At 71.2% G+C, this 23,873-nt stretch carries 23 protein-coding genes and 1 riboswitch; of the genes, 5 read left to right on the top strand and 18 right to left on the bottom strand.

From position 1 onward, the window contains the following. Nucleotides 1–4 precede the first annotated feature (4 nt). Nucleotides 5–1,492: a bifunctional lysylphosphatidylglycerol synthetase/lysine--tRNA ligase LysX gene (lysX, locus tag AWQ68_RS28390; RefSeq protein WP_373281549.1), complete on the bottom strand. Its 1,488-nt coding sequence runs from the start codon at nucleotides 1,490–1,492 to the stop codon at nucleotides 5–7. 109 nt (nucleotides 1,493–1,601) lie between these two features. Here lysX and AWQ68_RS43745 point away from each other — a divergent pair, with 109 nt between their 5' ends. Next, nucleotides 1,602–1,742, top strand: coding sequence for a type II toxin-antitoxin system VapB family antitoxin (locus tag AWQ68_RS43745; protein ID WP_169809005.1), 141 nt, complete (start codon nucleotides 1,602–1,604; stop codon nucleotides 1,740–1,742). Here AWQ68_RS43745 and AWQ68_RS28385 read toward each other — a convergent pair. From AWQ68_RS28385 to AWQ68_RS28370, 4 genes are all read right to left on the bottom strand, one after another. Beyond that, nucleotides 1,721–2,503, bottom strand: coding sequence for a type III pantothenate kinase (locus AWQ68_RS28385; RefSeq protein ID WP_066945758.1), 783 nt, complete (start codon nucleotides 2,501–2,503; stop codon nucleotides 1,721–1,723). The genes AWQ68_RS43745 and AWQ68_RS28385 overlap by 22 nt on opposite strands. Before the next feature lie 46 nt (nucleotides 2,504–2,549). Continuing rightward, nucleotides 2,550–5,105 carry an L-aspartate oxidase gene (locus AWQ68_RS28380; protein WP_066945756.1) on the bottom strand — a complete coding sequence of 852 codons (2,556 nt, stop codon included), beginning with the start codon at nucleotides 5,103–5,105 and terminating at the stop codon, nucleotides 2,550–2,552. A 96-nt stretch (nucleotides 5,106–5,201) separates the two neighbouring features. Continuing rightward, complete coding sequence (gene panC / locus AWQ68_RS28375; protein ID WP_066945753.1) at nucleotides 5,202–6,050, bottom strand: pantoate--beta-alanine ligase; 849 nt, start codon at nucleotides 6,048–6,050, stop codon at nucleotides 5,202–5,204. Beyond that, nucleotides 6,041–6,931, bottom strand: a complete 891-nt coding sequence (locus AWQ68_RS28370; protein WP_066945750.1) for a Rossmann-like and DUF2520 domain-containing protein — start codon at nucleotides 6,929–6,931, stop codon at nucleotides 6,041–6,043. Before AWQ68_RS28370 ends, panC begins: the two co-directional genes overlap by 10 nt. Before the next feature lie 382 nt (nucleotides 6,932–7,313). Here AWQ68_RS28370 and AWQ68_RS28365 point away from each other — a divergent pair, with 382 nt between their 5' ends. Then, nucleotides 7,314–8,276, top strand: coding sequence for an SAM-dependent methyltransferase (locus AWQ68_RS28365; protein ID WP_066945747.1), 963 nt, complete (start codon nucleotides 7,314–7,316; stop codon nucleotides 8,274–8,276). On the opposite strand, the gene AWQ68_RS28360 is transcribed toward AWQ68_RS28365, so the two are convergent. Beyond that, nucleotides 8,260–9,465: a cytochrome P450 gene (locus AWQ68_RS28360; protein ID WP_066945744.1), complete on the bottom strand. Its 1,206-nt coding sequence runs from the start codon at nucleotides 9,463–9,465 to the stop codon at nucleotides 8,260–8,262. The two genes, AWQ68_RS28365 and AWQ68_RS28360, sit on opposite strands and share 17 nt — an antisense overlap. Nucleotides 9,466–9,585: 120 nt before the next feature. Then, a riboswitch (SAM riboswitch) is annotated at nucleotides 9,586–9,701 on the top strand. 47 nt (nucleotides 9,702–9,748) lie between these two features. Here AWQ68_RS28360 and AWQ68_RS28355 point away from each other — a divergent pair. After that, nucleotides 9,749–11,038, top strand: a complete 1,290-nt coding sequence (locus AWQ68_RS28355; protein WP_066945741.1) for an aminotransferase class V-fold PLP-dependent enzyme — start codon at nucleotides 9,749–9,751, stop codon at nucleotides 11,036–11,038. A gap of 44 nt (nucleotides 11,039–11,082) precedes the next feature. Continuing rightward, entirely contained in the window at nucleotides 11,083–12,273 is a 1,191-nt protein-coding gene (locus AWQ68_RS28350; RefSeq protein ID WP_066945739.1) for an NADH-quinone oxidoreductase subunit D, read from the top strand. A 7-nt stretch (nucleotides 12,274–12,280) separates the two neighbouring features. On the opposite strand, the gene AWQ68_RS28345 is transcribed toward AWQ68_RS28350, so the two are convergent. From AWQ68_RS28345 to dacB, 11 genes are all read right to left on the bottom strand, one after another. After that, nucleotides 12,281–12,730, bottom strand: coding sequence for a DUF3180 domain-containing protein (locus AWQ68_RS28345; protein WP_066945735.1), 450 nt, complete (start codon nucleotides 12,728–12,730; stop codon nucleotides 12,281–12,283). A 19-nt stretch (nucleotides 12,731–12,749) separates the two neighbouring features. Continuing rightward, nucleotides 12,750–13,253 carry a 2-amino-4-hydroxy-6-hydroxymethyldihydropteridine diphosphokinase gene (folK, locus tag AWQ68_RS28340; RefSeq protein WP_066945732.1) on the bottom strand — a complete coding sequence of 168 codons (504 nt, stop codon included), beginning with the start codon at nucleotides 13,251–13,253 and terminating at the stop codon, nucleotides 12,750–12,752. Next, complete coding sequence (gene folB, locus AWQ68_RS28335) at nucleotides 13,250–13,621, bottom strand: dihydroneopterin aldolase (protein WP_066945729.1); 372 nt, start codon at nucleotides 13,619–13,621, stop codon at nucleotides 13,250–13,252. The genes folK and folB overlap by 4 nt, the downstream gene beginning before the upstream one ends. Next, nucleotides 13,618–14,037, bottom strand: a complete 420-nt coding sequence (locus AWQ68_RS28330; RefSeq protein WP_066945727.1) for a nuclear transport factor 2 family protein — start codon at nucleotides 14,035–14,037, stop codon at nucleotides 13,618–13,620. Before AWQ68_RS28330 ends, folB begins: the two co-directional genes overlap by 4 nt. Continuing rightward, complete coding sequence (gene folP, locus AWQ68_RS28325) at nucleotides 14,024–14,881, bottom strand: dihydropteroate synthase (RefSeq protein ID WP_066945724.1); 858 nt, start codon at nucleotides 14,879–14,881, stop codon at nucleotides 14,024–14,026. Before folP ends, AWQ68_RS28330 begins: the two co-directional genes overlap by 14 nt. A gap of 44 nt (nucleotides 14,882–14,925) precedes the next feature. Next, nucleotides 14,926–15,507, bottom strand: a complete 582-nt coding sequence (gene folE, locus AWQ68_RS28320) for a GTP cyclohydrolase I FolE (protein ID WP_373281550.1) — start codon at nucleotides 15,505–15,507, stop codon at nucleotides 14,926–14,928. A gap of 8 nt (nucleotides 15,508–15,515) precedes the next feature. After that, complete coding sequence (gene ftsH, locus AWQ68_RS28315) at nucleotides 15,516–17,516, bottom strand: ATP-dependent zinc metalloprotease FtsH (RefSeq protein ID WP_066945721.1); 2,001 nt, start codon at nucleotides 17,514–17,516, stop codon at nucleotides 15,516–15,518. Nucleotides 17,517–17,780: 264 nt separating this feature from the next. After that, nucleotides 17,781–18,338, bottom strand: coding sequence for a hypoxanthine phosphoribosyltransferase (gene hpt / locus AWQ68_RS28310; protein WP_084464484.1), 558 nt, complete (start codon nucleotides 18,336–18,338; stop codon nucleotides 17,781–17,783). Nucleotides 18,339–18,349: 11 nt separating this feature from the next. Then, a complete protein-coding gene (gene tilS / locus AWQ68_RS28305; protein ID WP_066945715.1) occupies nucleotides 18,350–19,336 on the bottom strand; it encodes a tRNA lysidine(34) synthetase TilS in 987 nt (328 codons plus the stop codon). Nucleotides 19,337–19,390: 54 nt separating this feature from the next. After that, nucleotides 19,391–20,548, bottom strand: a complete 1,158-nt coding sequence (locus AWQ68_RS28300) for an Rv3626c family coenzyme F420 biosynthesis-associated protein (RefSeq protein ID WP_174554160.1) — start codon at nucleotides 20,546–20,548, stop codon at nucleotides 19,391–19,393. A 91-nt stretch (nucleotides 20,549–20,639) separates the two neighbouring features. Further along, nucleotides 20,640–22,019, bottom strand: coding sequence for a D-alanyl-D-alanine carboxypeptidase/D-alanyl-D-alanine endopeptidase (dacB, locus tag AWQ68_RS28295; RefSeq protein WP_174554159.1), 1,380 nt, complete (start codon nucleotides 22,017–22,019; stop codon nucleotides 20,640–20,642). Between the two features lie 88 nt (nucleotides 22,020–22,107). On the opposite strand from dacB, the gene AWQ68_RS28290 reads away from it, so the two are divergent. After that, on the top strand, nucleotides 22,108–22,605 hold the full coding sequence (locus AWQ68_RS28290; RefSeq protein ID WP_066945712.1) for an inorganic diphosphatase: 498 nt from the start codon (nucleotides 22,108–22,110) through the stop codon (nucleotides 22,603–22,605). Here the strand turns inward: AWQ68_RS28290 and AWQ68_RS28285 are convergent, their stop codons facing one another. Next, nucleotides 22,606–23,772, bottom strand: coding sequence for a C40 family peptidase (locus AWQ68_RS28285; RefSeq protein ID WP_084464483.1), 1,167 nt, complete (start codon nucleotides 23,770–23,772; stop codon nucleotides 22,606–22,608). Between the last annotated feature and the right edge of the window lie 101 nt (nucleotides 23,773–23,873).

Raw genomic sequence — 23,873 nt, 5'->3', positions numbered from 1 at the left:
ACGGTCAGCGGGATGGCCTGACCAGGGGGAACAGGATCGTCTCGCGGATGCTCCTCCCGGTGAAGGCCATGATCATGCGATCGATCCCCACGCCCACCCCGCCCGTGGGCGGCATGCCGTACTCCAGGGCCCGCAGGAAGTCCTCGTCGAGCCGCATGGCCTCCGGGTCGCCGCCGGCCGCGAGGAGGGACTGCTCGGTGAGGCGGCGGCGCTGCTCGACCGGATCGACCAGTTCCGAGTACGCGGTGCCCAGCTCGGTGCCGAACCCGATGAGGTCCCACTTCTCGGCGAGGAGCGGATCGTCCCGATGTGGGCGGGTGAGCGGCGAGGTCTCCAGGGGGTAGTCCATGACGAACGTCGGCTGGATCAGGGTGTGCTCCACGAGCTTCTCGAAGATCTCCTGAACGAGCTTGCCCTGCCCCCAGCCGGAGTCCCAGTCGACCCGCCGCCGATCCGCATATTTCCGTATCTGTTTCAGCGGAGTGCGCGGGGTCACCTCCTCGCCCAGGGCGTCCGACACCGCGCCGTACAGCGTCGTGCGCGGCCACTCGGGCAGCCCCAGGTCGACCTCCTCGCCGTCGTGGACGACGACCGTCGTGCCCAACGCGGCCACGGCCGCCTGCTGGTACATCCTCCCGGTCAGGTCCGCCATGTCGTTGTAGTCGAGGTACGTCCCGTACGCCTCCAGCATGGTGAACTCAGGATTGTGGGTGGCGTCCACGCCCTCGTTCCGGAAGTTCCGGTTGACCTCGAAGACCTTCTCCAGGCCGCCGACCACCAGCCGCTTGAGGTAGAGCTCGATCGCGATGCGCAGGTAGAGGTCCATGCCGTACGCGTTGATGTGCGTGCGGAACGGCCGGGCCGCCGCGCCGCCGTGGATCGGCTGCAGCATCGGCGTCTCGACTTCGAGGTAGCCCTCGTCGTGCCAGAAGTCGCGGACGGCCCGCACGGTGGCGCTGCGGAGCCGGGCCATCCGCCGGGCCTCGTCGTTCACGATCAGGTCCACATAGCGGAGGCGGACCCGCGACTCGGGGTCGGTGAGCCCGGCGTGCTTCTCCGGCAGCGGGCGCAGACACTTGGCGGTGATCTGCCAGCGCTCCGCCATGACGGACAGCTCGCCCCTGCGCGAGGCGACCACCTCGCCCTCGACGCCGATGTGATCGCCGAGATCGACGTCGCGCTTCCAGGCGGCGAGCGACTCCTCGCCGAGCCGGTCGAGCGACAACATGATCTGCAGGTCGCCCGAGCCGTCCCGAATCGTGGCGAAGCAGAGCTTGCCGGCGTCCCGCGACAACATCACCCGGCCCGCGACGCCCACCCGGTCACCCGTCGCGGCGCCCGGCCCGAGATCGCCGTACTTCTCCCGGACCTCGGCGACGGTGGCGGTGCGCGGGAAGTTCACCGGGTAGGGATCGATGCCCTCGGCCCGCAGCCGGTCCAGCTTCTCTCTCCGGACCCGCATCTGCTCGGGCACCCCGTTGAGGTCGCTCACAGTCAAAAGGCTAGCGACCGCGCCCCCGCCCCGATCCGGTACGGCTACGCTTCGCGAAAACCTATGCGCACTAAGTGACGAACGTTATAAAGTCGGGCACGTGATACGAATGTCGATCGATGTAGACGACGAACTGCTCGCCGACGTCATGCGCCGACTGCCCGAGATGTCCACCGAAGAGGTCATCGATCACGCCCTCCGGCGGCTGATCTATCCCCGGCTCGTCGCTCAGCCGGTGTTGCGGGCGTAGATCAGCCGAAGGCCGATCAGCGTCAGCCACGGCTCGTGGACGTCGATCGTGCGCGCCTCGCTGACCACGAGGGGCGCCCCGGTGCCCGTGGCGACCACTGTGACGTCCTCGCGGTCGTCGGCCAGCTCCGCCGCTATCCGCTCGACGATGCCGTCCACCAGTCCGGCGAAGCCGTACACGATGCCGGACTGGAGCGCCTCCACCGCGTTCTTGGCGATGACCGAGCGGGGTCGGATCAGTTCGACCTTGTGCAGTTGGGCCCCGGCCGACGCGAGGGCGTCCACGGAGATCTCCACGCCGGGAGCGGTCACCGCGCCGATGTACTCGCCGCGCGCGGAGACCGCGTCGAACGACGTCGCCGTGCCGAAGTCGACGATCACGCACGGCCCGCCGTACAGCGTGGTGGCGGCCAGCGCGTTGACGATGCGGTCGCTGCCGACCTCCTTGGGGTTGTCCATCCGGACCGGCACGCCGGTCCGGACACCGGGCTCGACGACGACGGCGTTGACGTCACCGAAGTAGCGCCGGGACATGTCGCGCATCTCGTTCAACACCGACGGCACGGTGGAGCAGATCGCGATGCCGCTGATGTCGGCGTCCTTGAGCAGCGGCGACTGGTTGAGCAGGCCCTGCAGGACCACGGCGATCTCGTCCGCGGTGCGCCGGGGGTCGGTGGCGATCCGCCAGTGTTCGATGACCTCTTCACCCTCGAACAGGCCAAGCACCGTATGGGTGTTGCTGACATCGATGGTGAGGAGCATGCCCCGATTATGCACTCTGTCGATCAATCCCTCACCACGGTCACGTTCAGAGGGCACCGGGCCGGTCCGCCTCACGCAGGTCGAGGGCGATGTCCAGCGCCGGCGCCGAATGCGTCAGCCCGCCCACGGCGAGATAGTCCACCCCGGTCGCCGCGACGGCGGCCGCGGTGTCCAGGGTCAGGCCGCCGCTCGACTCCAGCCGCGCCCGGCCGTCCACCAGGCGTACGGCCTCGGCCAGCTGCTCCACGGTGAAGTTGTCGAGCAGGATCTCCTCGGCGCCCTCCGCCAGCACCGGCTCGATCTGGTCGATGCGGTCCACCTCCACCTCGATCGGCAGGTCGGGGTAGGCCCGCCGTACGGCGCGGAAGGCCTCGGCGACCCCACCCGCCGCGACGACGTGGTTGTCCTTGATCAGCGCGGCGTCGTGCAGCCCCATGCGATGGTTGACGCCGCCGCCGCAGCGCACGGCGTACTTCTCCAGCGCGCGCAGGCCGGGCAGCGTCTTGCGGCTGTCGCGGATCCGCGCCTTCGTGCCCGCGACGGCGTCCACCCACCGCCGCGTCACCGTGGCGATGCCGGAGAGGTGGGTGAGGAAGTTCAGCGCGGTGCGTTCGAGCGTCAGCAGGTCCGTCGTCAGGCCGCGCACGGTCATCAGGACGTCGCCGCGGGCCACCCGGTCGCCGTCCTTGGCACGCCGCTCGACGGTCACCCCGCCGGGGGCCTGCCGGAACACCGCCTCCATGACGGCCAGACCCGCCACCACGCCGTCCGCGCGGGCGACCACGTCCGCGACGGCGGTCTGGTCGGCGGGGATCGTGGCGGCCGAGGTGACGTCCCGCAGGCCGGCCAGGTCCTCGGTGAGGGCCTCGTTCACCAGCGCGAGCAGGCGCGCCGCATCGACACCGAGCGCGGCGAGCTCGGTGGACAGCTCTTCCGGGAGCTCCGCCGGCCGGTGGCCGGGCCGCTCCTCGTGGGCCGCGTGCCGCATGAACAGTCCTTCCTCTTCCAGGGTGACGTCGATGTGCGACCGCCAGCGCCGGTCGTCGCGCGCGGGGTGGTCCTCGCGCCAGTGCGATCCGCGCGTCTCGCGCCGCTCGGCGGCGGCGCCGGTCAGGGCGCACGCCACCGTGAGCAGGTTCGTGGCCTCCCACGACTCGGTGCACGGCTCGACCGCGACCGGGGTCCACAGGGCCCCCGACAGCGCCCGGGACACGTCGATCAGGCTCCGCTCGCTGCGCAGCACGCCCGCGCCGCGGCTCATGTGGTTCTGGATCCTGGGCCGGGTGCGCGGGTCGACCAGCCCCTCGGGGCGTCCGTCGTCGACCGGCTCGCCCGGCTCCGCCGGCGTCGCCACCAGGTCGCGGGCGATCCGCTCCGCGAAGACCAGCCCTTCGAGGAGCGAGTTGGACGCGAGGCGGTTGGCCCCGTGGACGCCGGTGCAGGCGACCTCTCCGCAGGCGTACAGGCCGGGGACGGTGGTACGGCCGCGCAGGTCGGTGCGTACGCCGCCGCTCGCGTAATGGGCAGCGGGGGCGACCGGGATCGGCTCGGTCACCGGGTCGATGCCGTGCTCGCGGCACACGGCGAGGATCGTGGGGAAGCGCGCCCGCCACTTCTCCTCGCCGAAGTGCCGCGCGTCGAGGTGGACGTGGTCCGCGCCGGTCTCCCGCATCTTCCGCGTGATGGCCTTGGCCACGACGTCCCGCGGCGCGAGGTCCGCCAGCTCGTGGACGCCGCGCATGAAGCGCTCGCCGTCCGCGTCGATCAGCACCGCGCCCTCGCCGCGTACGGCCTCGGAGACGAGGGGCTGCTGGCCGGTGGAGTCCTCGCCGAGCCACAGGACCGTGGGGTGGAACTGGACGAACTCGATGTCCCTGACGACGGCGCCGGCGCGCAACGCGAGGGCGACGCCGTCGCCGGTGGACACGACCGGGTTGGTGGTGGAGGCGTAGACCTGGCCCATGCCGCCGCTTGCCAGCACCACGGCATTCGCCCGCGCCGCGCCGACGCCGTCCCGGGCGCCCTCGCCCATGACGTGCAGGGTCACGCCGCAGGCCCGGCCGTCGCCGTCCTTGAGCAGGTCGAGCGCGAGGGCGTGCTCGATGACCTCGATGCGGGGCTCCGCCGCGGCCGCCGCGACGAGGGCCCGCTGCACCTCCGCGCCGGTGGCGTCGCCGCCCGCGTGGACGATCCGGTTGCGCCGGTGGCCGCCCTCGCGGGTGAGCTGCAGTTCGCCGCGCGCGTCGCGGTCGAAGCGGGCCCCGCGGTCCATCAGCCGGCGCAGCGCGTCCGGCCCCTCGGTGACGAGGACGCGCACGGCCTCCTCGTCGCAGAGGCCGACGCCGGCGACGAGCGTGTCCCTGAGGTGCTCGCCGGGGGTGTCCTCGGGGTCGAGCACGGCGGCGATGCCGCCCTGGGCCCAGCGAGTCGAGCCGGCCGACAGCGTGTCCTTGGTGACGACCAGCACCTTCCCCTCAGGGGAGAGCTCGGTGTAGCGGAGCGCCAGGGTCAGCCCGGCGATGCCGGAGCCGATCACGACGACGTCGGCGTGGACGGTCCAGCCGGGGGCGGGTGCGGTGAGCCTTCTCGGAATCGCCACCATCGGGGGTTCCCCTTTCGTCAAGATGACGATAACGCCCCAAGGATACGCGGCCCCACGGGCCCCCCTCCAAACCGCAAAGGCAGGGGACCTCCCAGCTCAGGAGAGGTGAACGGTGAAATTGTCGATCAGCCGGGTGACCCCCACCTTGGCCGCCACGGCCAGGATCGCCTCGCCGCGGTGCTCGCCGCCGACGGGGGCGAACGTCTCCGGGTCCACGAGCGCCAGGTAGTCCAGGAGCAGCGGAGGCGAAAGCCGCGCCGCCTCGTCCAGCACGGCCCGCGCCGCGTCGAGCACCCGGGACGGGGTCGTCTGGGCGGCTCCGGCGCGCAGCGCGCGGGACAGGTGCAGGGCGGTGCCCCGGTCGGCGTGCGACAGGTAGCGGTTGCGGCTGGACAGGGCCAGCCCGTCCGCCTCGCGTACGGTGGGCGCGCCGACGACCGCGACCGGCACGTTGAGGTCGCGGGCCATCCGCCGGATGAGGGCGAGTTGCTGCGCGTCCTTCTGCCCGAAGATCGCGACATCGGGCTGGACCAGGTTGAACAGCTTCAGCACGACGGTCAGCACCCCGTCGAAATGGCCGGGCCGGAACGCGCCCTCCACCGTGGCGCCCATCGCCCCGGCGGACACCCCCACCTGGTGGCCCTCGGGGTACATCTCATCGGCGGGCGGCGCGAAGACCACCCGTACGCCCTCCTCCGCGCAGACCTCCAGGTCGGCCTCCAGCGTGCGCGGATAGCGGGTGAAGTCCTCGGACGGGCCGAACTGCAGGGGGTTGACGAAGATGCTCACCACCACGTGCTCGGCGTGCTCGTGGGCCAGCCTCATCAGCGAGCGGTGGCCGAGGTGCAGCGCCCCCATCGTCGGGACCAGCGCGAGCCGGCCGGGGCCGATGGCCTCCCTCGCCTTGGCGAGCTCAGCACGGTCGCCCGCGACGATCACGTCCATATGTTCCCTCCCAGCGCGTCCAGGAGGCGCTCGGCCGTCTCGGGCTTGAGCAGCCCGGCGGCGAGTGCCCGGTCGGCGGTGAGCCTAGCGAGGGCGACATAGGCGTCCGCCGCCTCGGGTGCCGCGAGGATCAAGGCGTCCACGTGTTTGCGCACCGTGCCCGCGTCTCCGCGCACGACAGGGCCGGTCAGCCCGGTGATGCCGAGGCGCAGCACGTTGTCCAGCGCGGCCCCGAGCAGCGGGCCCAGCATCCGGCCCGGATGCTCGACACCGATCCGCGACAGCAGTTCCTGCGACTCGGCGATCAGCGTGACCATGTGGTTGGCCGCGCCCGCGATCGCGGCGTGGTAGAGCGCGCGATCCTGGTCGGCGATCCAGACCGGCTCCGCGCCCATCTCGATGACGAGCGCCTCGGCCACCGGCCGCAGCATCACCGGGGCGGTCACGCCGAAGGACGCGCCGGTGAGCCGGGTCAGGTCGTCCTCCCGGCCGGTGAACGTCATGACCGGGTGCAGCGCCAGCGGCAGCGCCCCCGCCTCGGCCGCCGGATCGAGCACGCCCAGGCCGTACGCGCCACTGGCGTGGACGAGGAGCTTGCCGCGCAGGTCGGCCCCGGTCGCGGCCAGCCCGGACACCAGGTCGGGCAGCACGTCGTCCGGTACGGTCAGCAGCACCAGGTCGGAGCGCCTGAGCACCTCCTCGGGCCGGCTCAGCTCGACGCCGAGCCGCTCCGCGGCGCGCCTCCTGGAAGAGTCGGAGACCCCGCTGGCCGCGACGATCTTGTGGCCCGCCTGGGCGAGCGCGGCCCCGAGGACCGAGCCCACGCGCCCAGCGCCGAGCACCCCGACGGCAAGCCGCCCGGGGCGGTCACCTGTATCCATGACGCCTCCCTCCAGCCCAGCGTAACGGCGGCGGGCATCGCCCCGCCGCCGTGACCACGGTGTCTGATCGCGCTCGCTCCGCTCGCGCGGGCTCGGGGCGCCCTCAGGCGATGTCTTCCCTCGTCACTCGGGGCCTCGTCCCTCAGTCCAGACACCGCCGCGCCCTGTCTATTCGCGCTCGCTCCGCTCGCGCGGGCTCGGGGTGCATACAGGCGATGCCTTCCCTCGTCGCTCGGAGTCGCTCGTCCCTCGCTCCCCACTCGCTCCTCAGTCCAGACACCGCCGCGCCCCTCGCGGTTCCTTTGCCTCGTGCCTCTCGCGGATCTTGCCCTGATCAGGCGCTGTCTAATACCCCGCTCGTACGGCGGTAACGTCGGTCGGCGTGTGGGTCACCTGGCGGGAGGCGACGCGGCGGGCGCTGTACGGCGACGGCGGTTTCTACATGCGGGAACGGCCCGGCCGGCACTTCCGCACCTCGGTTCACGCGTCGCCGGCGTTCGCCGAGGCGGTGCTGCGCCTGCTCGGCGAGGTGGACGAGGCCCTCGGGCGCCCTCCGGCGCTCGATCTGGTCGACGTCGGCGCGGGGGACGGCGCCCTCGCCGCGTCCGTGCTCGCGCTGGCCCCGCCCGAGCTGGCCGGGCGGCTGCGGGTCACCGCGGTGGACCTGTCTCCGCGCCCCGACGGCCTGGACGGCCGCGTGGTCTGGGCGCCGGCCGTACCGGACGGGGTGACCGGGCTGGTCTTCGCCAACGAGTGGCTCGACAACGTGCCGGTGGACGTGGCGGAGCTGACGCCGGACGGGCCGCGCCTGGTCCTGGTGGATCCGCGGACCGGCGAGGAGCGGCTCGGGCCCACGCCGGACGAGCCCGACCTCACCTGGCTCGCGCGCTGGTGGCCGCTGGCGGCCGCGGGCGACCGCGCCGAGATCGGCCGCCCCCGCGATGAGGCGTGGGCGGCCCTGATCGTACGGCTCGCGCGCGGGACCGCGGTCGCGGTGGATTACGCACACCCTGTGGACGACCGCCCGCCGACCGGGACCCTGGCGGGCTATCGCGACGGCGCCGCGGTGCGTCCCGTGCCGGACGGGTCGTGCGACATCACGGCGCACGTCGCCCTGGACGCGTGCGCCGCGGCGGGAGAGCGGTCGGGCGCGCGGGCGACGACGCTGACCACGCAGCGCGCGGCCCTGCGGCGGCTGGGCGTCACCGGAGCCCGGCCGCCGCTCACGCTCGCGCACACCGATCCGCTCGGCTACCTGCGGGCGCTGCGGCGCGCCTCCGAGGAGGCCGAGCTGATCGACCCGGCCGGCCTCGGGAGGTTCGGCTGGCTCAGCCAGTCACGCTGACCTTGAGCGACTCGAGGCCGCGGATGATGTAGCCGGGCTTCCAGACGGGCTCCTCGACCAGCTCGATCGTCTTCGCCGTGTCGAGCAGCGCCGAGAAGGATTCCACCAGTTCGACCCGCGCCAGCGGGGCGCCCAGGCAGAAGTGGATGCCCGCGCCGAACGAGATGTGCGGGTTGTCCACCCGGCCGACGTCCAGCCGATCGGGGTCGGGGAAGACCTCGGGGTCCCGGTTGGCCGAGCCGAAGAGCAGCCCGATCTCCACGCCCCGCGGGATGGTGACGCCGCCGACCTCGATGTCCTCGAGCACCCACCGCTCGAACATCTGCAGCGGGGTGTCCCAGCGCAGCAGTTCCTCGATCGCCGTGGGCATCAGGCTCCGGTCGTTCCGCAGCCGCTCCAGCTCACCGGGGTTGCGGAACAGGGACCACCAGCCGTTGCCGGTGACGTTCACCGTGGCCTCGTGGCCGGCGTTGAGCAGCAGCACGCAGGTGCCGATCAGCTCGTCCTCGGTCAGCCGGTCACCGTCGTCCACGACCTGGGCGAGCGCGGAGATCAGGTCGTCGCCCGGCTGCTCCTTGCGCGCCCTGGCCAGCTCGCGCAGGTACTCGGCGAACTCCTCCGCCGCGCGTACGGCGGTGTGCTGGGCATCCAGCGAGGGGTTGAGCTCGTACATGCCGCAGATGTCGGCGGACCAGGGCCGGAGCAGGTGCCGGTCGGCCTCGGGCACGCCCAGCATCTCGGCGATCACGGTCACCGGGAGTGGCTCGGCCACCTCGGCGAGCAGGTCGCCGCCGCCGCGCTCGACCAGCCCGTCCACGAGCTCTCTGGCGATCTTGCGGACCCGGGGGCGCAGCGCCTCGACCATCCGCGGCGTGAACGCCTTGGACACCAGACGCCGCAGGCGGGTGTGGACGGGCGGCTCGACGTCGAGCATGCCGGCCCGGACCACCCGCCAGAAGGGTCCCTGGAACTCCGGCTCGGGTTCCCGGCCGAACGCCTCATGGGAGGCCACGTGGAGGTAGGAGCGGCCCAGCCGCCGGTCGCGCAGCAGCGCGTTGACATCGGCGTGGCGGGCGATCAGCCACTGGCCGGTCGGCTCGAAGAAGCTGACCGGGTCGTTCTCCCGCAGGTCGGAGTAGACGCCGTACGGGTGGGCCACGAACTCGGGATTCCAAGGATCAAACTTCACAAAGCCACCATACGGAGCATTTTCCCTGGTCGCATCACCTGGACCCCCGCCACAGACATCACATTTCGGGCAAGCGTCGGCTTGCGACGCCAGGGAGAGGGTGGGCTATAGTGCCGCACAGGTCATGAGTGCCAGCGCAAAGCCCCGGCTTGCTGGCCGGCAACCCTCGCGTCCGCGGCGGGGTGCCCCGGGTGAGGACCAGGTCCGGCGCGAGGCGCGCCGGACAAGCGCGGGCTCCGCCATCGACGCCACGGCCGGGGTCCCTGACCCGAGGAGGCCGTCCTTGTCCGTCCTGTCGCTCCCCGCCGTCCCCGCCGCCGCCCCGGCCCGGACGATCCCCGCCGTCCTCGGCGCCGACCTCCAGGTGCCGGTCAAGGGCGGGCGGCTGGTGCCGTACGCGAACCTCGACTACGCGGCGAGCGCGCCGTGTCTCGAGCCGGTGAGCGCCGCCGTCGCCGCCGCGCTCCCGGCCTACTCCAGCGTGCACCGCGGCGCCGGATACGCCTCTCAGCTCACCACCGAGAGGTACGAGCGGGCACGGCACACGGTGCGGGCCTTCGTCGGCGCCCGCACCGACGACGCCGCGATCTTCACCCGCAACACGACCGACGCGATGAACCTGCTCGCCCGCTGCCTCCCCGAGGGGACCACGGTCGTCGTCTTCGACACCGAGCACCACGCCTCGCTGCTGCCCTGGACCGACGTGGTACGGCTCGCGCCCCCGGCCTTCCCCGGCGAGGCGATCAGGGCCGTGGACGAGACGCTGGCCGGGATCGAGGGCCCCGCGCTGCTGGTCGTCACCGCCGCCTCCAACGTGACCGGCGAGCTGTGGCCGATCGCCGGGCTGGCGCACATCGCGCACCGGCACGGCGCCCGCATCGCCGTGGACGCCGCCCAGCTCGTCCCGCACCGGCGGCTCAACCTGGCCGCGCTCGACCTCGACTACGTGGCGTTCTCCGGGCACAAGCTCTACGCGCCCTTCGGCGCCGGGGCCCTGGTCGGCCGGCCCGACTGGCTCGCCGCGGCGAAGCCGTACCTGCTGGGTGGGGGCGCGGTCACCTCCGTCGGCGTGGACGGCGAGGAGACGCTGTGGAGCGACGACCCCGAGGTGCGCCACGAGGCCGGCACCCCCAACGTGCTCGGCGCCGTCGCCCTCGCCGCCGCCTGCGACGCGCTGACCGCGACCGGCTGGACCGCCCTGGTACGCGAGGAGGAGCGGCTGGTGGCCCGGCTGCGCGCCGGCATCGCGGGCATCGAGGGCGTGCACGAGCTGTCCCTCTGGGGTCCGGACCACCCCAGGGTCGGCATCGTGTCGTTCACCGTGGACGGCCTGACCGCCCGCGAGGTGGCCGAGGCCCTGTCCGCCGACCACGGCATCGGTGTGCGGGACGGCAAGTTCTGCGCCCACCCGTTCGTCCGCCACCTGCTCGGGACGTCCGACGGCGGCTGCGGGGACGGCACGGCCAGCGCCGTACGCGCGTCGTTCGGGATCGGCACGACGGACGAGCACGTGGACCGGCTCATCGAGGCGCTGCGCGCCCTTGCCGCCCAGGGAACGGGCGTTTCCTCCTGATCCGCGCACCCTGAACCGCGCCCAGGCGTGGGAGCATGGGCCGTATGACAGGAGAGCCTCGGGCCGCGGGCGCGTTCCAGGAACGCGTGGTGGGCGTCGGGTCGGGCGCGGGAGCGGTCGCGCCCCGTGAGCTGGCCACCGAGGACATGGTCCTCAACATCGGCCCGCAGCACCCCTCGACGCACGGCGTGCTGCGACTGCGGATCACCCTGGACGGCGAGCGCATCGTCGCCGCCGAGCCCATCGTCGGCTACATGCACCGGGGCGCCGAGAAGCTGTTCGAGGTGCGCGACTACCGCCAGATCATCGTCCTGGCGAACCGGCACGACTGGCTGTCCGCGTTCGCCAACGAGCTGGGCGTCGTGATCGCGGTCGAGCGGATGCTCGGCATGGAGGTCCCGCGCCGCGCGGTCTGGGCGCGCACCCTGCTGGCCGAGCTCAACCGGGTGCTCAACCACCTGATGTTCCTCGGGTCCTATCCGCTGGAGCTCGGCGCGATCACCCCGGTCTTCTACGCGTTCCACGAGCGCGAGACGCTGCAGCACGTGATGGAGGAGATCTCCGGCGGCCGCATGCACTACATGTTCAACCGCGTCGGCGGGCTCAAGGAGGACCTGCCGCTCGGCTGGCTCGACCGCACCGCGCGCGCCGTCGCCGACGTGCGCCGCCGCCTTCCCGACATCGAGAACCTCATCTCCGGCAACGAGATCTTCCTCGCCCGGACCAGGGGCGTCGGCGTCCTCTCCCCCGAGATGATCATGCAGTACGGCGTCAGCGGGCCGATCGCCCGCGCCTCCGGCGTGGACTTCGACCTGCGCAGGGACGAGCCCTACCTCGCGTACGGCGAGCTGCCCGTCCAGGTGGTGACCAGGACCGCGGGCGACTGCCACGCCAGGTTCCAGGTGCTGCTCGACCAGGTCAAGGTCTCCCTCGACCTGGCGGACGCCTGCCTGGAGCGCCTGCGGGAGCTCCCGCCCGGCCCGATCAACCAGCGGCTGCCGAAGATCCTCAAGGCCCCCGAGGGCCACACGTACGCGTGGACCGAGAGCCCGCTCGGCATCAACGGCTACTACCTGGTGTCCCGGGGCGAGAAGACCCCGTGGCGGTTGAAGCTGCGCAGCGCGTCGTTCAACAACATCCAGGTGCTGCGCGAGATCCTTCCGGGCAACCTGGTGGCCGACATGATCGCCATCCTCGGCTCGATGTTCTTCGTCGTCGGAGACATCGACAAGTAGCGGATCCCTAGGTGCGGTCCTTCGGCTCGCCCGGCACCCGGCAGCAGTGTTCGAGGAAGAGCGCCGCGCAGATCAGCACGACGCACGAGGCGAACGAGCCGCCCGCGACGAACGCGTCCTGCCGCGGCTGGGGCAGGTCGAGCAGGTTCAGCACGTGGAACACGAAGCCCGCGAACACCCCGGCGAACACCGCACTCGCGTGCGCGGTCGCCTTCGCCAGCGCGGCCAGCCGGGCGACGGCGAGCGGCTCCGGCGGCTTCGTGCCCGGCCTGCGGCGGATCCTGGCCCGGGTCAGCCAGCCGGTGTAGCCCTCCCCGATCGCGAGCAGCAGCAGCGTCGGGATCGCGCTCCAGGGCACCGTCGGGAGGACCGAATAGGTCTTCTGCAACAGGCCCCAGGTGATCAGCGCGAACACCACCACCAGGCCGACCAGCACGCCGGGGTTGCTGGGCTTCACGCGGGCTCCTCGAACGACATCAGGCGGGGGGCTCCAGGGAGAGGTCCTCGCGCAGCCGTACGCCGGTCTGGTCGAGCCCGGCGAGCAGGTCCGCCACCGCGCCGCGCCCGGGGACCGTCGCGTCCGGGTCGGCACGCGACCAGGGAACCAGTACGAATGCCCGCTCGTGCGCCCGGGGGTGCGGGAGCGTGAGCTCGGGGTCGTCCGACACGATCTCGTCCACCACGATCAGGTCCACGTCGAGCGTGCGCGGCCCGTTGCGCACGAGGCGCACCCGGCCGAAGGCGTTCTCGACGCCCTGGGCGCGTTCGAGGAGCGCCCGCGCGTCCAGCATGGATTCGGCCACGACGACCGCGTTGAGGTAGGCCCCCTGCTGCTCGGGCCCGCCGACCGGATCGGTCTCGTAGACGGGGGACACGGCGACGAAGGTCAGCCCCGGAGCGTCGAAGAGGGCGTCGAGCGCCCCCTGAAGGTTCTCCATCCGGCGGCCGAGGTTGCTGCCGAGCGCAAGTACCACCCTCATGCCCGCCCCCTCCTGATGGTCACCACCACGTCGTCGAACGGCAACGGGATGGGCGCGGCGGGCTTGTGCACGCTCACCTCCGCCTCCTCGACCAGGTCGTAGGAGAGGCAGACGGCGGCGAGGCGCTCGGCGAGGGTCTCGATGAGATCGACCGGCTCACCCTCGACCGTCTCGACCAGGCGTACGGCCAGCGCGCCGTAGTCGACGGTCTTGGTCAGGTCGTCCCCGGCGGCGGCCGGCGCGGTGTCGAGGAACAACGTCGCGTCGACCACGAACTCCTGCCCCAGCTCGCGCTCGGCGGGCAGGCAGCCGTGCCGGCCCCGCGCCCGCAACCCCACCAGACGGACGCTGTCCCTTGGGCGGCTCACTCTTCCTCCTCCTCGTCCTCGCTCTGCAGGACAGGGGAACCGTGGTAGAGCCACAGACGCCAGCCCTCAGGTGTGCGGACATAGGTGCTGGTCGCGACCACCCGGCCGGCGGCGAACCCGGCCTCGTCGGTGTCCGCTGCGGTAAGGATGTTCTCCGCACAGGTGAGCACGGCCACGTCGCCGAGCACAGAGGTCCGCACGTCGGTCAGCACGAACTGGATGTACGGCGTGTTCGCCATGATCAGAGCCCACGAGCGCAGCACCTCGGCCCGGCCGCTGAGCATGGGCCAGCCGGGATGGACGCACATCGCGACCCGATCGCCCGCGTCCTCGGCCCAGATCTCCGACATCCGGTCCAGATCGCCGCTCTCGATCGCGTCGTAGAACTCCTGGTTGAGCTCCTCAACGGCCTTCATCGGCTGCCTTCCAGGCCGCCGCCACGCGTACGGCGTCCGCGTTGGGCCCGACCTGGTGGACGCGGACGCACCAGGCGCCCTCTCGCGCGGCGAGCGCGGTGACCGCCAGCGTGGCGTCGTCATTACGATCGAAGGAACGCGGCCTGCCCTCGGCGTCCGCGAGCAGCCGTCCGAGGAAGCGCTTGCGCGACGCGCCGATGAGCACCGGGTGCCCCAGCTCATCCAGGCGGCGGATGCCGGCCAGCAGCTCCCAGTTGTGCTCGGCGTTCTTGGAGAAGCCGAGCCCGGGATCGACGACGATCTGCTCCTCGCGCACGCCCTCACCGAGCACCGAGTCGACCCGCTTGCGCAGCTCCTCGACCACCTCGGTGACGACGTCGCCGTACATGGCGCGGCTGTCCATGTCGTGGCTGTGGCCGCGCCAGTGCATCACGACGTACGGCACGCCCGTCGCCGCGACGACCCTGGGCATCGCCGGATCGGCCAGCCCGCCGCTCACGTCGTTGACGAGGCCGGCGCCCGCTTCCACGGCCGCCTCGGCGACCTCGGCCCGCATGGTGTCGACGCTGACCGTCACGCCCTCCTGCCGGAGGGCGCGGATCACCGGCTCGACCCGGCGCAGCTCCTCCTCCAGAGAGACGCGGGCGGCGCCGGGGCGGGTGGACTCGCCGCCGACGTCCACGATGTCCGCGCCTTGAGCGACCAGCTCCAGCCCGTGGGCGACGGCGGCGTCAGGGTCGAACCACTGCCCGCCGTCCGAGAAGGAGTCGGGGGTCACGTTGACCACGCCCATGACCAGGCAACGCTCGGGGGCGGGCATACCGGGCACGTGGTGTGTGGTCATGCTCCCCTCCTCTTCCATGACGGAGGTGACGAACGGAATCCGGATCAGTTGCGCCCGAGGATCAGCGACATCGCCTCGGCCCGCGTGCTCTCGCAGGTGCGGAAGTCGCCCCTGACCGCGGAGGTGATGGTCTTGGCACCCGGCTTACGGACTCCGCGCATGCTCATGCACATGTGCTCGGCCTCGATCACGACGATCACGCCGCGCGGTTCGAGCACCCGCATCAGCCCGTCCGCGATCTGCGACGTCATCCGCTCCTGGACCTGGGGGCGGCGGGCGTAGACGTCCACCAGCCGGGCCAGCTTGGACAGCCCGGTGATCTGCCCCTTGGCGTTCGGCGTGTATCCGACGTGGGCCACGCCATGGAAGGGCAGCAGGTGGTGCTCGCAGGTGGACATGACCTCGATGTCCTTGACCAGCACCATCTCGTCGTGGTCGGCGTCGAACATCGTGGTGAGCGCGTCCTCGGGGCGCTGCCCGAGGCCGGCGAACTGCTCGGTGTAGGCGCGCGCGACCCGGGCCGGGGTGTCGCGGAGGCCGTCCCTGTCGGGATCCTCGCCGATCGCGAGGAGGATCTCCCGGACGGCCTTCTCGATCCGGCCCTGGTCCACGTGGTGGGGCTCCACCGTCACGGTCAGGCCTCGTCCTTCTGCGGTGCCTGGTCGTTCATCCAGGGGGCCGGGCTGCCCGCGGGCAGGGCCTGGCCGTTGCCGTTGGCCCGCTCCTTCGGCGTGATCACCGGCGGGCGGTCGGACGGGAGGCGCTTGCCGTACCCGGCGTACGACGGCCGCTTCTCCTTGATCTGGACCGGCGCGAAGACCTCGAGCACCTGCTCGCGGGAGAGGGTCTCCTTCTCCATGAGCTCGAGCACGAGGTTGTCGAGCACGTCACGGTACTGGACGAGGATCTCCCACGCCTGGTCGTGCGCGGACTCGATGAGCCGGCGGACCTCCTCGTCGATCGTGGAGGCGATCTGCTCGGAGTAGTCGCGCTCGTGGCCCATCTCACGGCCGAGGAAGACCTCGCCGTTGCCGCTGCCGAACTTACGGGCGCCGAGCTTCTCACTCATGCCGTACTCGGTGACCATGCGGCGGGCGATGGAGGTGGCCTTCTCGATGTCGTTGGACGCGCCCGTGGTGGGCTCGTGGAAGACGAGCTCCTCCGCCGTGCGGCCGCCCAGCAGCATCGCGAGCTGGTCCATCATCTCGGACCTGGTCGCCAGGAACTTGTCCTCCATCGGCAGCGTCATCGTGTAACCGAGGGCGCGGCCGCGGGACAGGATCGTGATCTTGTGAACCGGGTCGGAGTTGGGCAGCGCGTGCGCGACCAGGGCGTGACCGCCCTCGTGGTACGCGATGATCTTCTTTTCCTCGTCGGACATCACGCGGGACTTGCGCTCGGGACCCGCCATCACGCGGTCGATGGACTCCTCAAGGGTGTTCATCGAGATGAGCTTCTGGTCCTGACGGGCGGTCAGCAGCGCCGCCTCGTTGATCACGTTCGCGAGGTCGGCACCGGTGAAGCCCGGCGTACGCCGCGCGATGACGTCGAGGTCGACGTCCTGACCGAACGGCTTGCCACGCCCGTGGACGCGCAGGATGCCCTTGCGGCCCTCCAGGTCGGGGCGGTCGATGACGACCTGACGGTCGAAACGGCCGGGACGCAGCAGCGCCGGATCGAGGATGTCGGGCCGGTTGGTCGCGGCGATGAGGATGACGCCGCCCTTCACGTCGAAGCCGTCCATCTCGACGAGGAGCTGGTTCAGCGTCTGCTCGCGCTCGTCGTGGCCACCGCCGAGACCGGCGCCGCGGTGGCGGCCCACCGCGTCGATCTCGTCGATGAAGATGATCGCCGGGGCGTTCGCCTTCGCCTGCTCGAACAGGTCACGGACGCGCGAGGCGCCGACACCCACGAACATCTCGACGAAGTCGGAACCCGAGATCGAGTAGAACGGCACCCCTGCCTCGCCGGCCACGGCCCTGGCGAGCAGGGTCTTACCGGTGCCGGGCGGGCCGTACAGCAGGACGCCCTTGGGGATCTTGGCGCCGATCGCCTGGAACTTTGCCGGGGCCTGCAGGAACTCTTTGATCTCCTGGAGTTCCTCGATGGCCTCGTCGGCACCCGCGACGTCGGCGAACGTCGTCTTGGGAGTGTCCTTGGTGATCAGCTTCGCCCGCGACTTACCGAAGTTCATCACTCGGGAGCCGCCGCCCTGCATCTGGTTCATGATGAACAGGAAGATCAGGACGATGATGATGATCGGCAGGAAGCTGACCAGCAGGCTGACCAGGAAGTTCTCCCTGGGGACCTCTACGGTCCAGCCTTTGGAGGGGTTGGCCTTCGCCAGCGCCTCGGTGAGCTGGACGCCCTGGCCCTGCACCCAGGGGGCCTGGATGCGGTCGACGGACTTGCCGGCGACGTCGATCGGCTTGTTCAGCGTCAGTTCGACCCGCTGGTCCTTGTCGACAACTGTGGCGTTCTTCACGTTGCCCTGCTGGATCTGCTGGACAACAGTAGAAGTATCGGCAGTGGCGTAATTGCCGTCACCGTTGAACATCGTGGTGACGAGCAGGAGAAGCACGACGATGCCCAGGATCCACAGTAGTGGCCCACGTGTAAATCGCTTGAGATCCATCCGTTGCGGAACCCCGGCGGGCCCGTCCCTTCCTGACCAAGGCCTGGCCCCGGGTGGAACCCGGGTCGCGGCATCCCTCGCCGCTCCTACTGACTACCCGCAGGTAACCGAATGGCACCCTGCAGATATCCGAAGGTACACCGGGCCGCCGCATGCGGTAACTGCAAGAGCGGCTCCGGCTTTACCTTTCCAACGTACGTCACGCAATCCGTGTTCCCTACCTGGGAGCGGATCGCGGCCGCACAAGGGGACTTCGCTCAGGGCTTACTCGCCGCCGTATACGTGCGGGGCGAGGGTGCCGATGAACGGAAGGTTGCGGTATCGCTCCGCGTAGTCGAGTCCGTAACCGATCACGAACTCGTTGGGAATGTCGAACCCGAGATACTTCACGTCGATCGGGACCTTGACCGCGTCCGGCTTGCGGAGCAGCGCGAAGATCTCCAGCGACGCCGGGTCGCGCGACTTCAAATTGTTCATCAGCCAGGAGAGCGTGAGCCCCGAGTCGATGATGTCCTCGACGACGAGCACGTGGCGGCCGGCGATGTCGGTGTCGAGGTCCTTCAGCACCCGCACCACGCCGGAGGACTTCGTGCCCGCGCCGTACGAGGACACGGCCATCCAATCCATGTTCACCGGGACGTGCAACGCCCTGGCGAGGTCGGCCATGACCATGACCGCACCCTTGAGGACGCCGACGATCAGCAGGTCCTTACCGTCGTAGTCGGCGTCTATCTGGCCGGAAAGCTCCTTGATCTTCGCTTGGAGCTCGTGTTCCGGAATGAGGACGCTCAAAAGGTCCTTGCCCATGTCGGCAGCATCCACCTGCGGATTCCTTACGCGAGGTTGTTCCCAGTAGCAAATATCAGGGTGCCACAGCGCCGGACCGCTCCCACCCCCCCGGGTAGATCGACCCGCTTCTGCCCCCGCCAGGCCGTGAGCAGCCGCTCCACCTCGTCGATGTGCACCGCGGCCAGCGCGGACGCGGGCGCGCCGGCCTCGACGGCGGCCCGCTGGATGACCCTCCGCCGCACCGCCCCCGGCACCTTCTCCAAAACGGCCACCGCCAGCGGCGCCCCCGGCCCGGTCCGCGATTCCGCCAGAACTGCGTCGGCCCACTCGTCCAGCGCGTCGGCGTCGTCACGGCACAGGCGGGCGGTGCGGGCGAGCGCCTCCGCGACGCCCGGCCCGAGCGCCGCCTCCAGGACGGGCATGACATCGTGCCTGACCCTGACCCGGGTGAAGGCGGGATCGGTGTTGTGCGGGTCGTGCCAGGGTTCCAGGCCGAGCGCCGCGCACGCCTCCTCGGTCCTCGCCCGGCTCAGTCCGAGAAGCGGCCTGCGGTACAGCCCGGACACCGAGGCCATCCCGGACAGCGAGCGGGTGCCGCTGCCGCGCGCCAGCCGCAGCAGCACCGTCTCCGCCTGGTCGTTCAGCGTGTGCCCCAGCAGCACGGCCGTCGCCTCCAGCCGCCCGGCGGCCTCCGAGAGCGCCGCGTAGCGGGCCTCGCGCGCCGCCGCCTCCGGCCCGCCCTCGGTGCCCACGGTGATCGGCAGGGCCAGCGCGGGGTCGAGGCCGAGCTCCGGCGCGAGCCGTACGAGATCGCGGGCACGGGCCGCGGAACCGTCCTGCAGGCCGTGGTCGACGGTCAGCAACCCCGCGCGCAGACCCATGCGGGGCGCGGAGAAGCCGAGGGCCGCCGCGAGGGCGAGCGAGTCCGCGCCGCCGCTGCACGCGGCCAGCACGAGCGCCCCGGCGGGCAGGTCCGCGAGCGACAGCCGTACGGCACGGCGGACGTCGGCGACGGCGGGATGGGGACCCATGAGGCCATTGTGTCCGCCGCGTGGCCGTACGGAGAAAACGCCGGGCGTGAGGAGTCAGGCGCCGGGACCGGCGGCCTCCGCGTCGGCCGAGGGATCCTCGGGCCGCCGCCCGTTGCCCGACGACGGGTTCTCCGGCGGCGTGTTCTCCGACGAGGCGAGCGAGCGGGTGCCGAGGACCCGGCTCATCCACGCCTGGGGAGCGGTGATCTCCTCCTTGGTCGGCAGCGTCTCGGGTGACGTCCAGACCCGGTTGAAGCCGTCCATCCCCGCCGCCTCGACGACCGTGCGGACGAAGTGGGAGCCCTCGGCGTACTGCTTCATCTTGAGCTCGATGCCGAGCAGGCGCCGAATGAGCTGGTCGATGCGCGACCCGCCCTCGCGGCGGCGCTGGAACCTGGACCTGATCTCGGCCACCGACGGGACGACGGACGGGCCCACAGCGTCCATGACGTAGTCGCCGTGCCCCTCGACCAGCGTCATCACCGCGGTGACCCGGTCGAGCACCGCCTTCTGCTCGGGGGTCTGGATCGCCTCGATGAGGTTGCCGTCGCCTCCCTTGAAGGCGTCGGCGACCGCGTCCGAGGCGGCGCGCAGCCGTTCGAGCAGGGTCGTCAGGTCCATGTCGGAGGCGAGCAGGAAGTCGGTCATCTGGGTCCGGACGTAGTCGCGGAGCCAGGGGACGCCGGTGAACTGCACGCGGTGGGTCTCCTCGTGGAGGCAGACCCAGAGACGGAAGTCACGCGCGTTGACCCCCATCTCGCGCTCGGTGTGCACGATGTTGGGCGCGACCAGGGTGAGCCGTCCCGTCGGCGCGCGGCCGTCGGGGTCCGGCGGGAGGAACAGCTCGTACTGCCCGAGCACCCGGGAGGCGAGGAACGCCAGGACGGCGCCCACCTCGACCCCGGTGATCCGGGAGCCGACGGCTCCGACGATCGCCGGCATGTTGGACGACACCTTCTGGGTCAGGGGCTCGAAAACCACCCTGAACCCGTCCACGTTCGCGCGGATCCACCCCGGCCGGTCGACGATGGTCGCCGCCTCCGGCGGCGCCGAGTCGATGCGGGTGAAGTCCCGCACGTGCCCCTCGGCCTCACGGGACAGCCGCCTCAGCTCGGCGACCGCCTGTCTGGCCTCTTCCCGGCTCACCTGTGGGCCCGGGCGCACGAGACGCACGCCGGTCGCTACGGCCAGATCCCAGTCGATCACCTGCATACACACCACCGTACGTTCTTCCCCCACGCCGTGCGCGCGAGGGGCGCGCCTGGCCTCGGCGCCGGCCCCAGCTCTGGCCTCGGCTCCGGCCTCAGCTCTGGGCGACGATCGTGGCCAGGCGGTCGAGGGCGCCCACGGCGGCCCAGGGATCGGGGACGTCGTCGGCCATGAACGCGAAGGCGAGGAGCCGCCCGTTCGCGGTGGAGGCGACCCCGGCGAGGGTGTTCACACCGTTGAGCGTCCCGGTCTTGGCCCGGACCAGCCCGGCTCCGGCCTCGGATCCCGGCCGGTCGTAGCGGTTGTGCAGGGTGCCGGTGAAACGGGCGATGGGCAGCCCGGTGACGAGTGAGTGCAGGTTCTGGTTGGCCGGCTGGGCCGCGTAGGCGAGCACGCGGGCGAGCGCGGTCGGGGTGATGCGGTTCTTGATCGACAGGCCGCTGCTGTCGGTGATCGTGATGTCCTTGTCGAGGCCGATCCTTGCGAGGACGCGGTGGACCGCCGCCACCTGCCCGGCGAAGGTGTGCGGGAGCCCCTCCTTGATCGCGATCTGGCGGCCGAGCGCCTCGGCGAGGTCGTTGTCGCTCATGGTGAGCATCCGCTCCACCAGGGCGTAGACGGGTGCCGACTCGACCCGGGCGAGTTCCTTGGCCGTCTTCGGGGCCGTGACGGACTTGACGTCCTTGCCGACCTTGATTCCGTACGTGCCGAGGAGCGACGCGAAGGCGCCCGCGGCGGCGCGCGGCGGGTCGGGGACCCGGGCGCTCTCGCCGGGCGCGACCCTGCCCTCGTCGATGGCGAGCGCGGTGACCGTCGAGGCGCTTCCCTCCGGCACGTACGTCGGCTTCCAGCCGGGCGGGGTGACCGGCCCCTCGAAGAGGGAGTCGTCGTACCCGAGGGTGACCGACGTGATCTTGGCGGCCTTGAGCGCCTTGGCCGTACGGGCGGCCAGGGTGGCGAGCGAGGCGGGCTCGGGATAGACGTCGCGGCCCTTCTTCGGCCCGGCGAGGGTGGGGTCGCCGCCGCCGACGAGGACGATGGAGTTCTGCTCGGCGCCGGTGACGACCTTGGTCGCGAAGGTGGTGTCGGGGTCGAGAGAGGAGAGCGTGGCCACGGCCGTGACGATCTTGGTCGTGGACGCGGGGGTGAGGGCGACGTTGGAGCGGCCGTCGAACAGCGTGGTGCCGGTCTCCACGTCGATGACGACGCCGCCAAGGCTGTGGCCGAGCGCGGGGTCACCCAGGGCATTGGTGAGCCGCGCGGTCAAAGTACCCTTAGCGGGGAGAGGCGCGTCCCCAACCGCGGCCAGCACCGCGCCTGCGGTGATGATGGGGGTGGGGGTCGGTTCCGGAGACGCGATCGGAGCTGACGGTCCGCGGGTGACCTTGGCGAACATATGGACGCCTGCGGCGACGGCGAACACCTGCAATAGGGCGAGGGTGGCCAACAGCACCCATCGCTCTCGTCGCACCATGTCACCTCTTGTCGCGCCAAATGGGATATACGCCTACGAGACATTAACGCCCCCGGGATGCCGGGAGAGCTTGAGTGGAGGAACCGTAGTGGAGTTCGACGTTGTCGTTGAGATTCCCAAGGGGCAACGGAACAAGTACGAGGTGGACCACGAGACCGGACGCATCCGGCTGGACCGCCTGCTTTTCACATCCACTCAGTACCCCGCCGACTATGGCTTCATCGAGAACACGCTCGGCGAGGACGGCGACCCGCTCGACGCGCTCGTCCTGCTCCAGGAGCCGACCTTCCCCGGCTGCCTGATCAAGTGCCGCGCGGTCGGCATGTTCCGCATGACGGACGAGAAGGGCGGCGACGACAAGGTCCTGTGCGTGCCCGCCACGGACCCGCGCATGGAGCACATCCGCGACATCCACCACGTCGCCGAGTTCGACCGGCTGGAGATCCAGCACTTCTTCGAGGTCTACAAGGACCTGGAGCCGGGCAAGTCAGTCGAGGGCGCCAACTGGGTGGGCCGGGCCGAGGCCGAGGTTGAGATCGCCAACTCCGCGAAGCGCTTCCAGGAGCAGGGCCACGAGCACGCCTGATCAGCTCGGCCTGGTGGCTCCGACGAGGTCGGGACGCCAGATGGGCGCGATGCGCACCACGTCCCCCGTCTGGGGGGCGTGGACCATCATGCCCCGTCCAATGTAGAGGCCGACGTGGTGGATCGACCCCGGATCCTGCGACACGTGTCCGAAGAAGACCAGGTCTCCCGGCTGGAGCTGGTCGATCGACACGTGCGGCCCCGACTGCCACTGGGTGCCGGTCCAGTGGTCGAGATCGATCCCCGCGCGCTCCCATGCCCGCATGGTCAGCCCCGAGCAGTCGAAGCTCGACGGCCCCGCCGCCGCCCACACGTACGGCTTGCCGAGCTGTTGGAGCGCCCAGTTCGCCGCGACACCGCCCGGGCCGCCCGCCTCGGCGGTCGCCCACGACGGGGCCTTGAGCGCCGCCCGTGTGCTGATGGTCCGCAGCCGGGACTGCCTGCGCGCCTCGCGGGCCTGCCGTAACCGCTCCACCCGGGAGCGTGCGGCGTCGAGGCGCTGGGAGATCTCCTCGGTCGTCTTTTTGATCTCCTCCATCTGGCGCTCCTGCTCAGCCACGGCGTTGGCCGCCGCTTCCTTGGCGAGCCTGGCCTCCTCGGCGTGCTGCTCCTGCTCGTCGTACGCCTGGGCCGCCTGGGTACGGACGATGCCGAGCACGGTCTGGGTGTCGGCCAGGTTCTGCATGCTCGCGGCCTGCTCGCTGCCGAGCTGGCTCAGCACCCCGGCCTGCCGCATGAATCCCTCGAACCCGTCGGCCCCCGTCATCAGGGCGAGGCCCATCTCGCCGACGCTGATGTTGTTCGCGTAGCGCTGCGCGGCCACCGCCGCGACCGGCTCCCTGGCGTCCTCGACCTCGGTCCGCGCCTGGTCCAGCCGCTGCGAGACCTGGTTGTACGCCTCTTCGGCCGCACGCAACATGACGAGCCGACCGTTGTAGGCCTCGACGAGCCGCTCGACCTCGGCGTTGAGCTCGGCCAGATGGGCCTTGGCCTCGGCGTATTCGGCCTGGGCTCGGCCGAGTTCCTGGGCGCGGGCGCGGACCTGCTCGCGCGCGTCGGAGATCTTTCCCACCGGTTGTCCCGGATCGGCGCCCGCCGGGGCGGTCAAAGTAAGAATGAGCCCGCAAGCGAGCCCGGCGACGTGCCCGGATGCCATGCGGAGTGGCATGGTGCCCCCTTCCCTTTCACCACCCCCAGATTCCCCGATAATAACTCTGCGCACACGCTAGGCTCACCGAGCGTAATCGTCGTGAGCGGAAAATTCTCGGC

The sequence above is a fragment of the Microtetraspora fusca genome, from assembly GCF_001570365.1.
Taxonomy (GTDB): domain Bacteria; phylum Actinomycetota; class Actinomycetes; order Streptosporangiales; family Streptosporangiaceae; genus Microtetraspora; species Microtetraspora fusca.
Note: the sequence above shows the minus strand (reverse complement) of the source record. Positions and strands in the feature narration are given on the sequence as shown.

Bases quoted from the DNA above. Each gene is read 5' to 3' on its own strand.
- AWQ68_RS43745 (WP_169809005.1), top strand. From the start codon at position 1,602: ATGTCGATCGATGTAGACGACGAACTGCTCGCCGACGTCATGCGCCGA.
- AWQ68_RS28385 (WP_066945758.1), bottom strand. From the start codon at position 2,503: ATGCTCCTCACCATCGATGTCAGCAACACCCATACGGTGCTTGGCCTG.
- AWQ68_RS28380 (WP_066945756.1), bottom strand. From the start codon at position 5,105: ATGGTGGCGATTCCGAGAAGGCTCACCGCACCCGCCCCCGGCTGGACC.
- panC (WP_066945753.1), bottom strand. From the start codon at position 6,050: ATGGACGTGATCGTCGCGGGCGACCGTGCTGAGCTCGCCAAGGCGAGG.
- AWQ68_RS28370 (WP_066945750.1), bottom strand. From the start codon at position 6,931: ATGGATACAGGTGACCGCCCCGGGCGGCTTGCCGTCGGGGTGCTCGGC.
- AWQ68_RS28350 (WP_066945739.1), top strand. From the start codon at position 11,083: ATGACAGGAGAGCCTCGGGCCGCGGGCGCGTTCCAGGAACGCGTGGTG.
- folK (WP_066945732.1), bottom strand. From the start codon at position 13,253: ATGAGGGTGGTACTTGCGCTCGGCAGCAACCTCGGCCGCCGGATGGAG.
- AWQ68_RS28330 (WP_066945727.1), bottom strand. From the start codon at position 14,037: ATGAAGGCCGTTGAGGAGCTCAACCAGGAGTTCTACGACGCGATCGAG.
- folP (WP_066945724.1), bottom strand. From the start codon at position 14,881: ATGACCACACACCACGTGCCCGGTATGCCCGCCCCCGAGCGTTGCCTG.
- ftsH (WP_066945721.1), bottom strand. From the start codon at position 17,516: ATGGATCTCAAGCGATTTACACGTGGGCCACTACTGTGGATCCTGGGC.
- tilS (WP_066945715.1), bottom strand. From the start codon at position 19,336: ATGGGTCCCCATCCCGCCGTCGCCGACGTCCGCCGTGCCGTACGGCTG.
- AWQ68_RS28300 (WP_174554160.1), bottom strand. From the start codon at position 20,548: ATGCAGGTGATCGACTGGGATCTGGCCGTAGCGACCGGCGTGCGTCTC.
- dacB (WP_174554159.1), bottom strand. From the start codon at position 22,019: ATGGTGCGACGAGAGCGATGGGTGCTGTTGGCCACCCTCGCCCTATTG.
- AWQ68_RS28285 (WP_084464483.1), bottom strand. From the start codon at position 23,772: ATGCCACTCCGCATGGCATCCGGGCACGTCGCCGGGCTCGCTTGCGGG.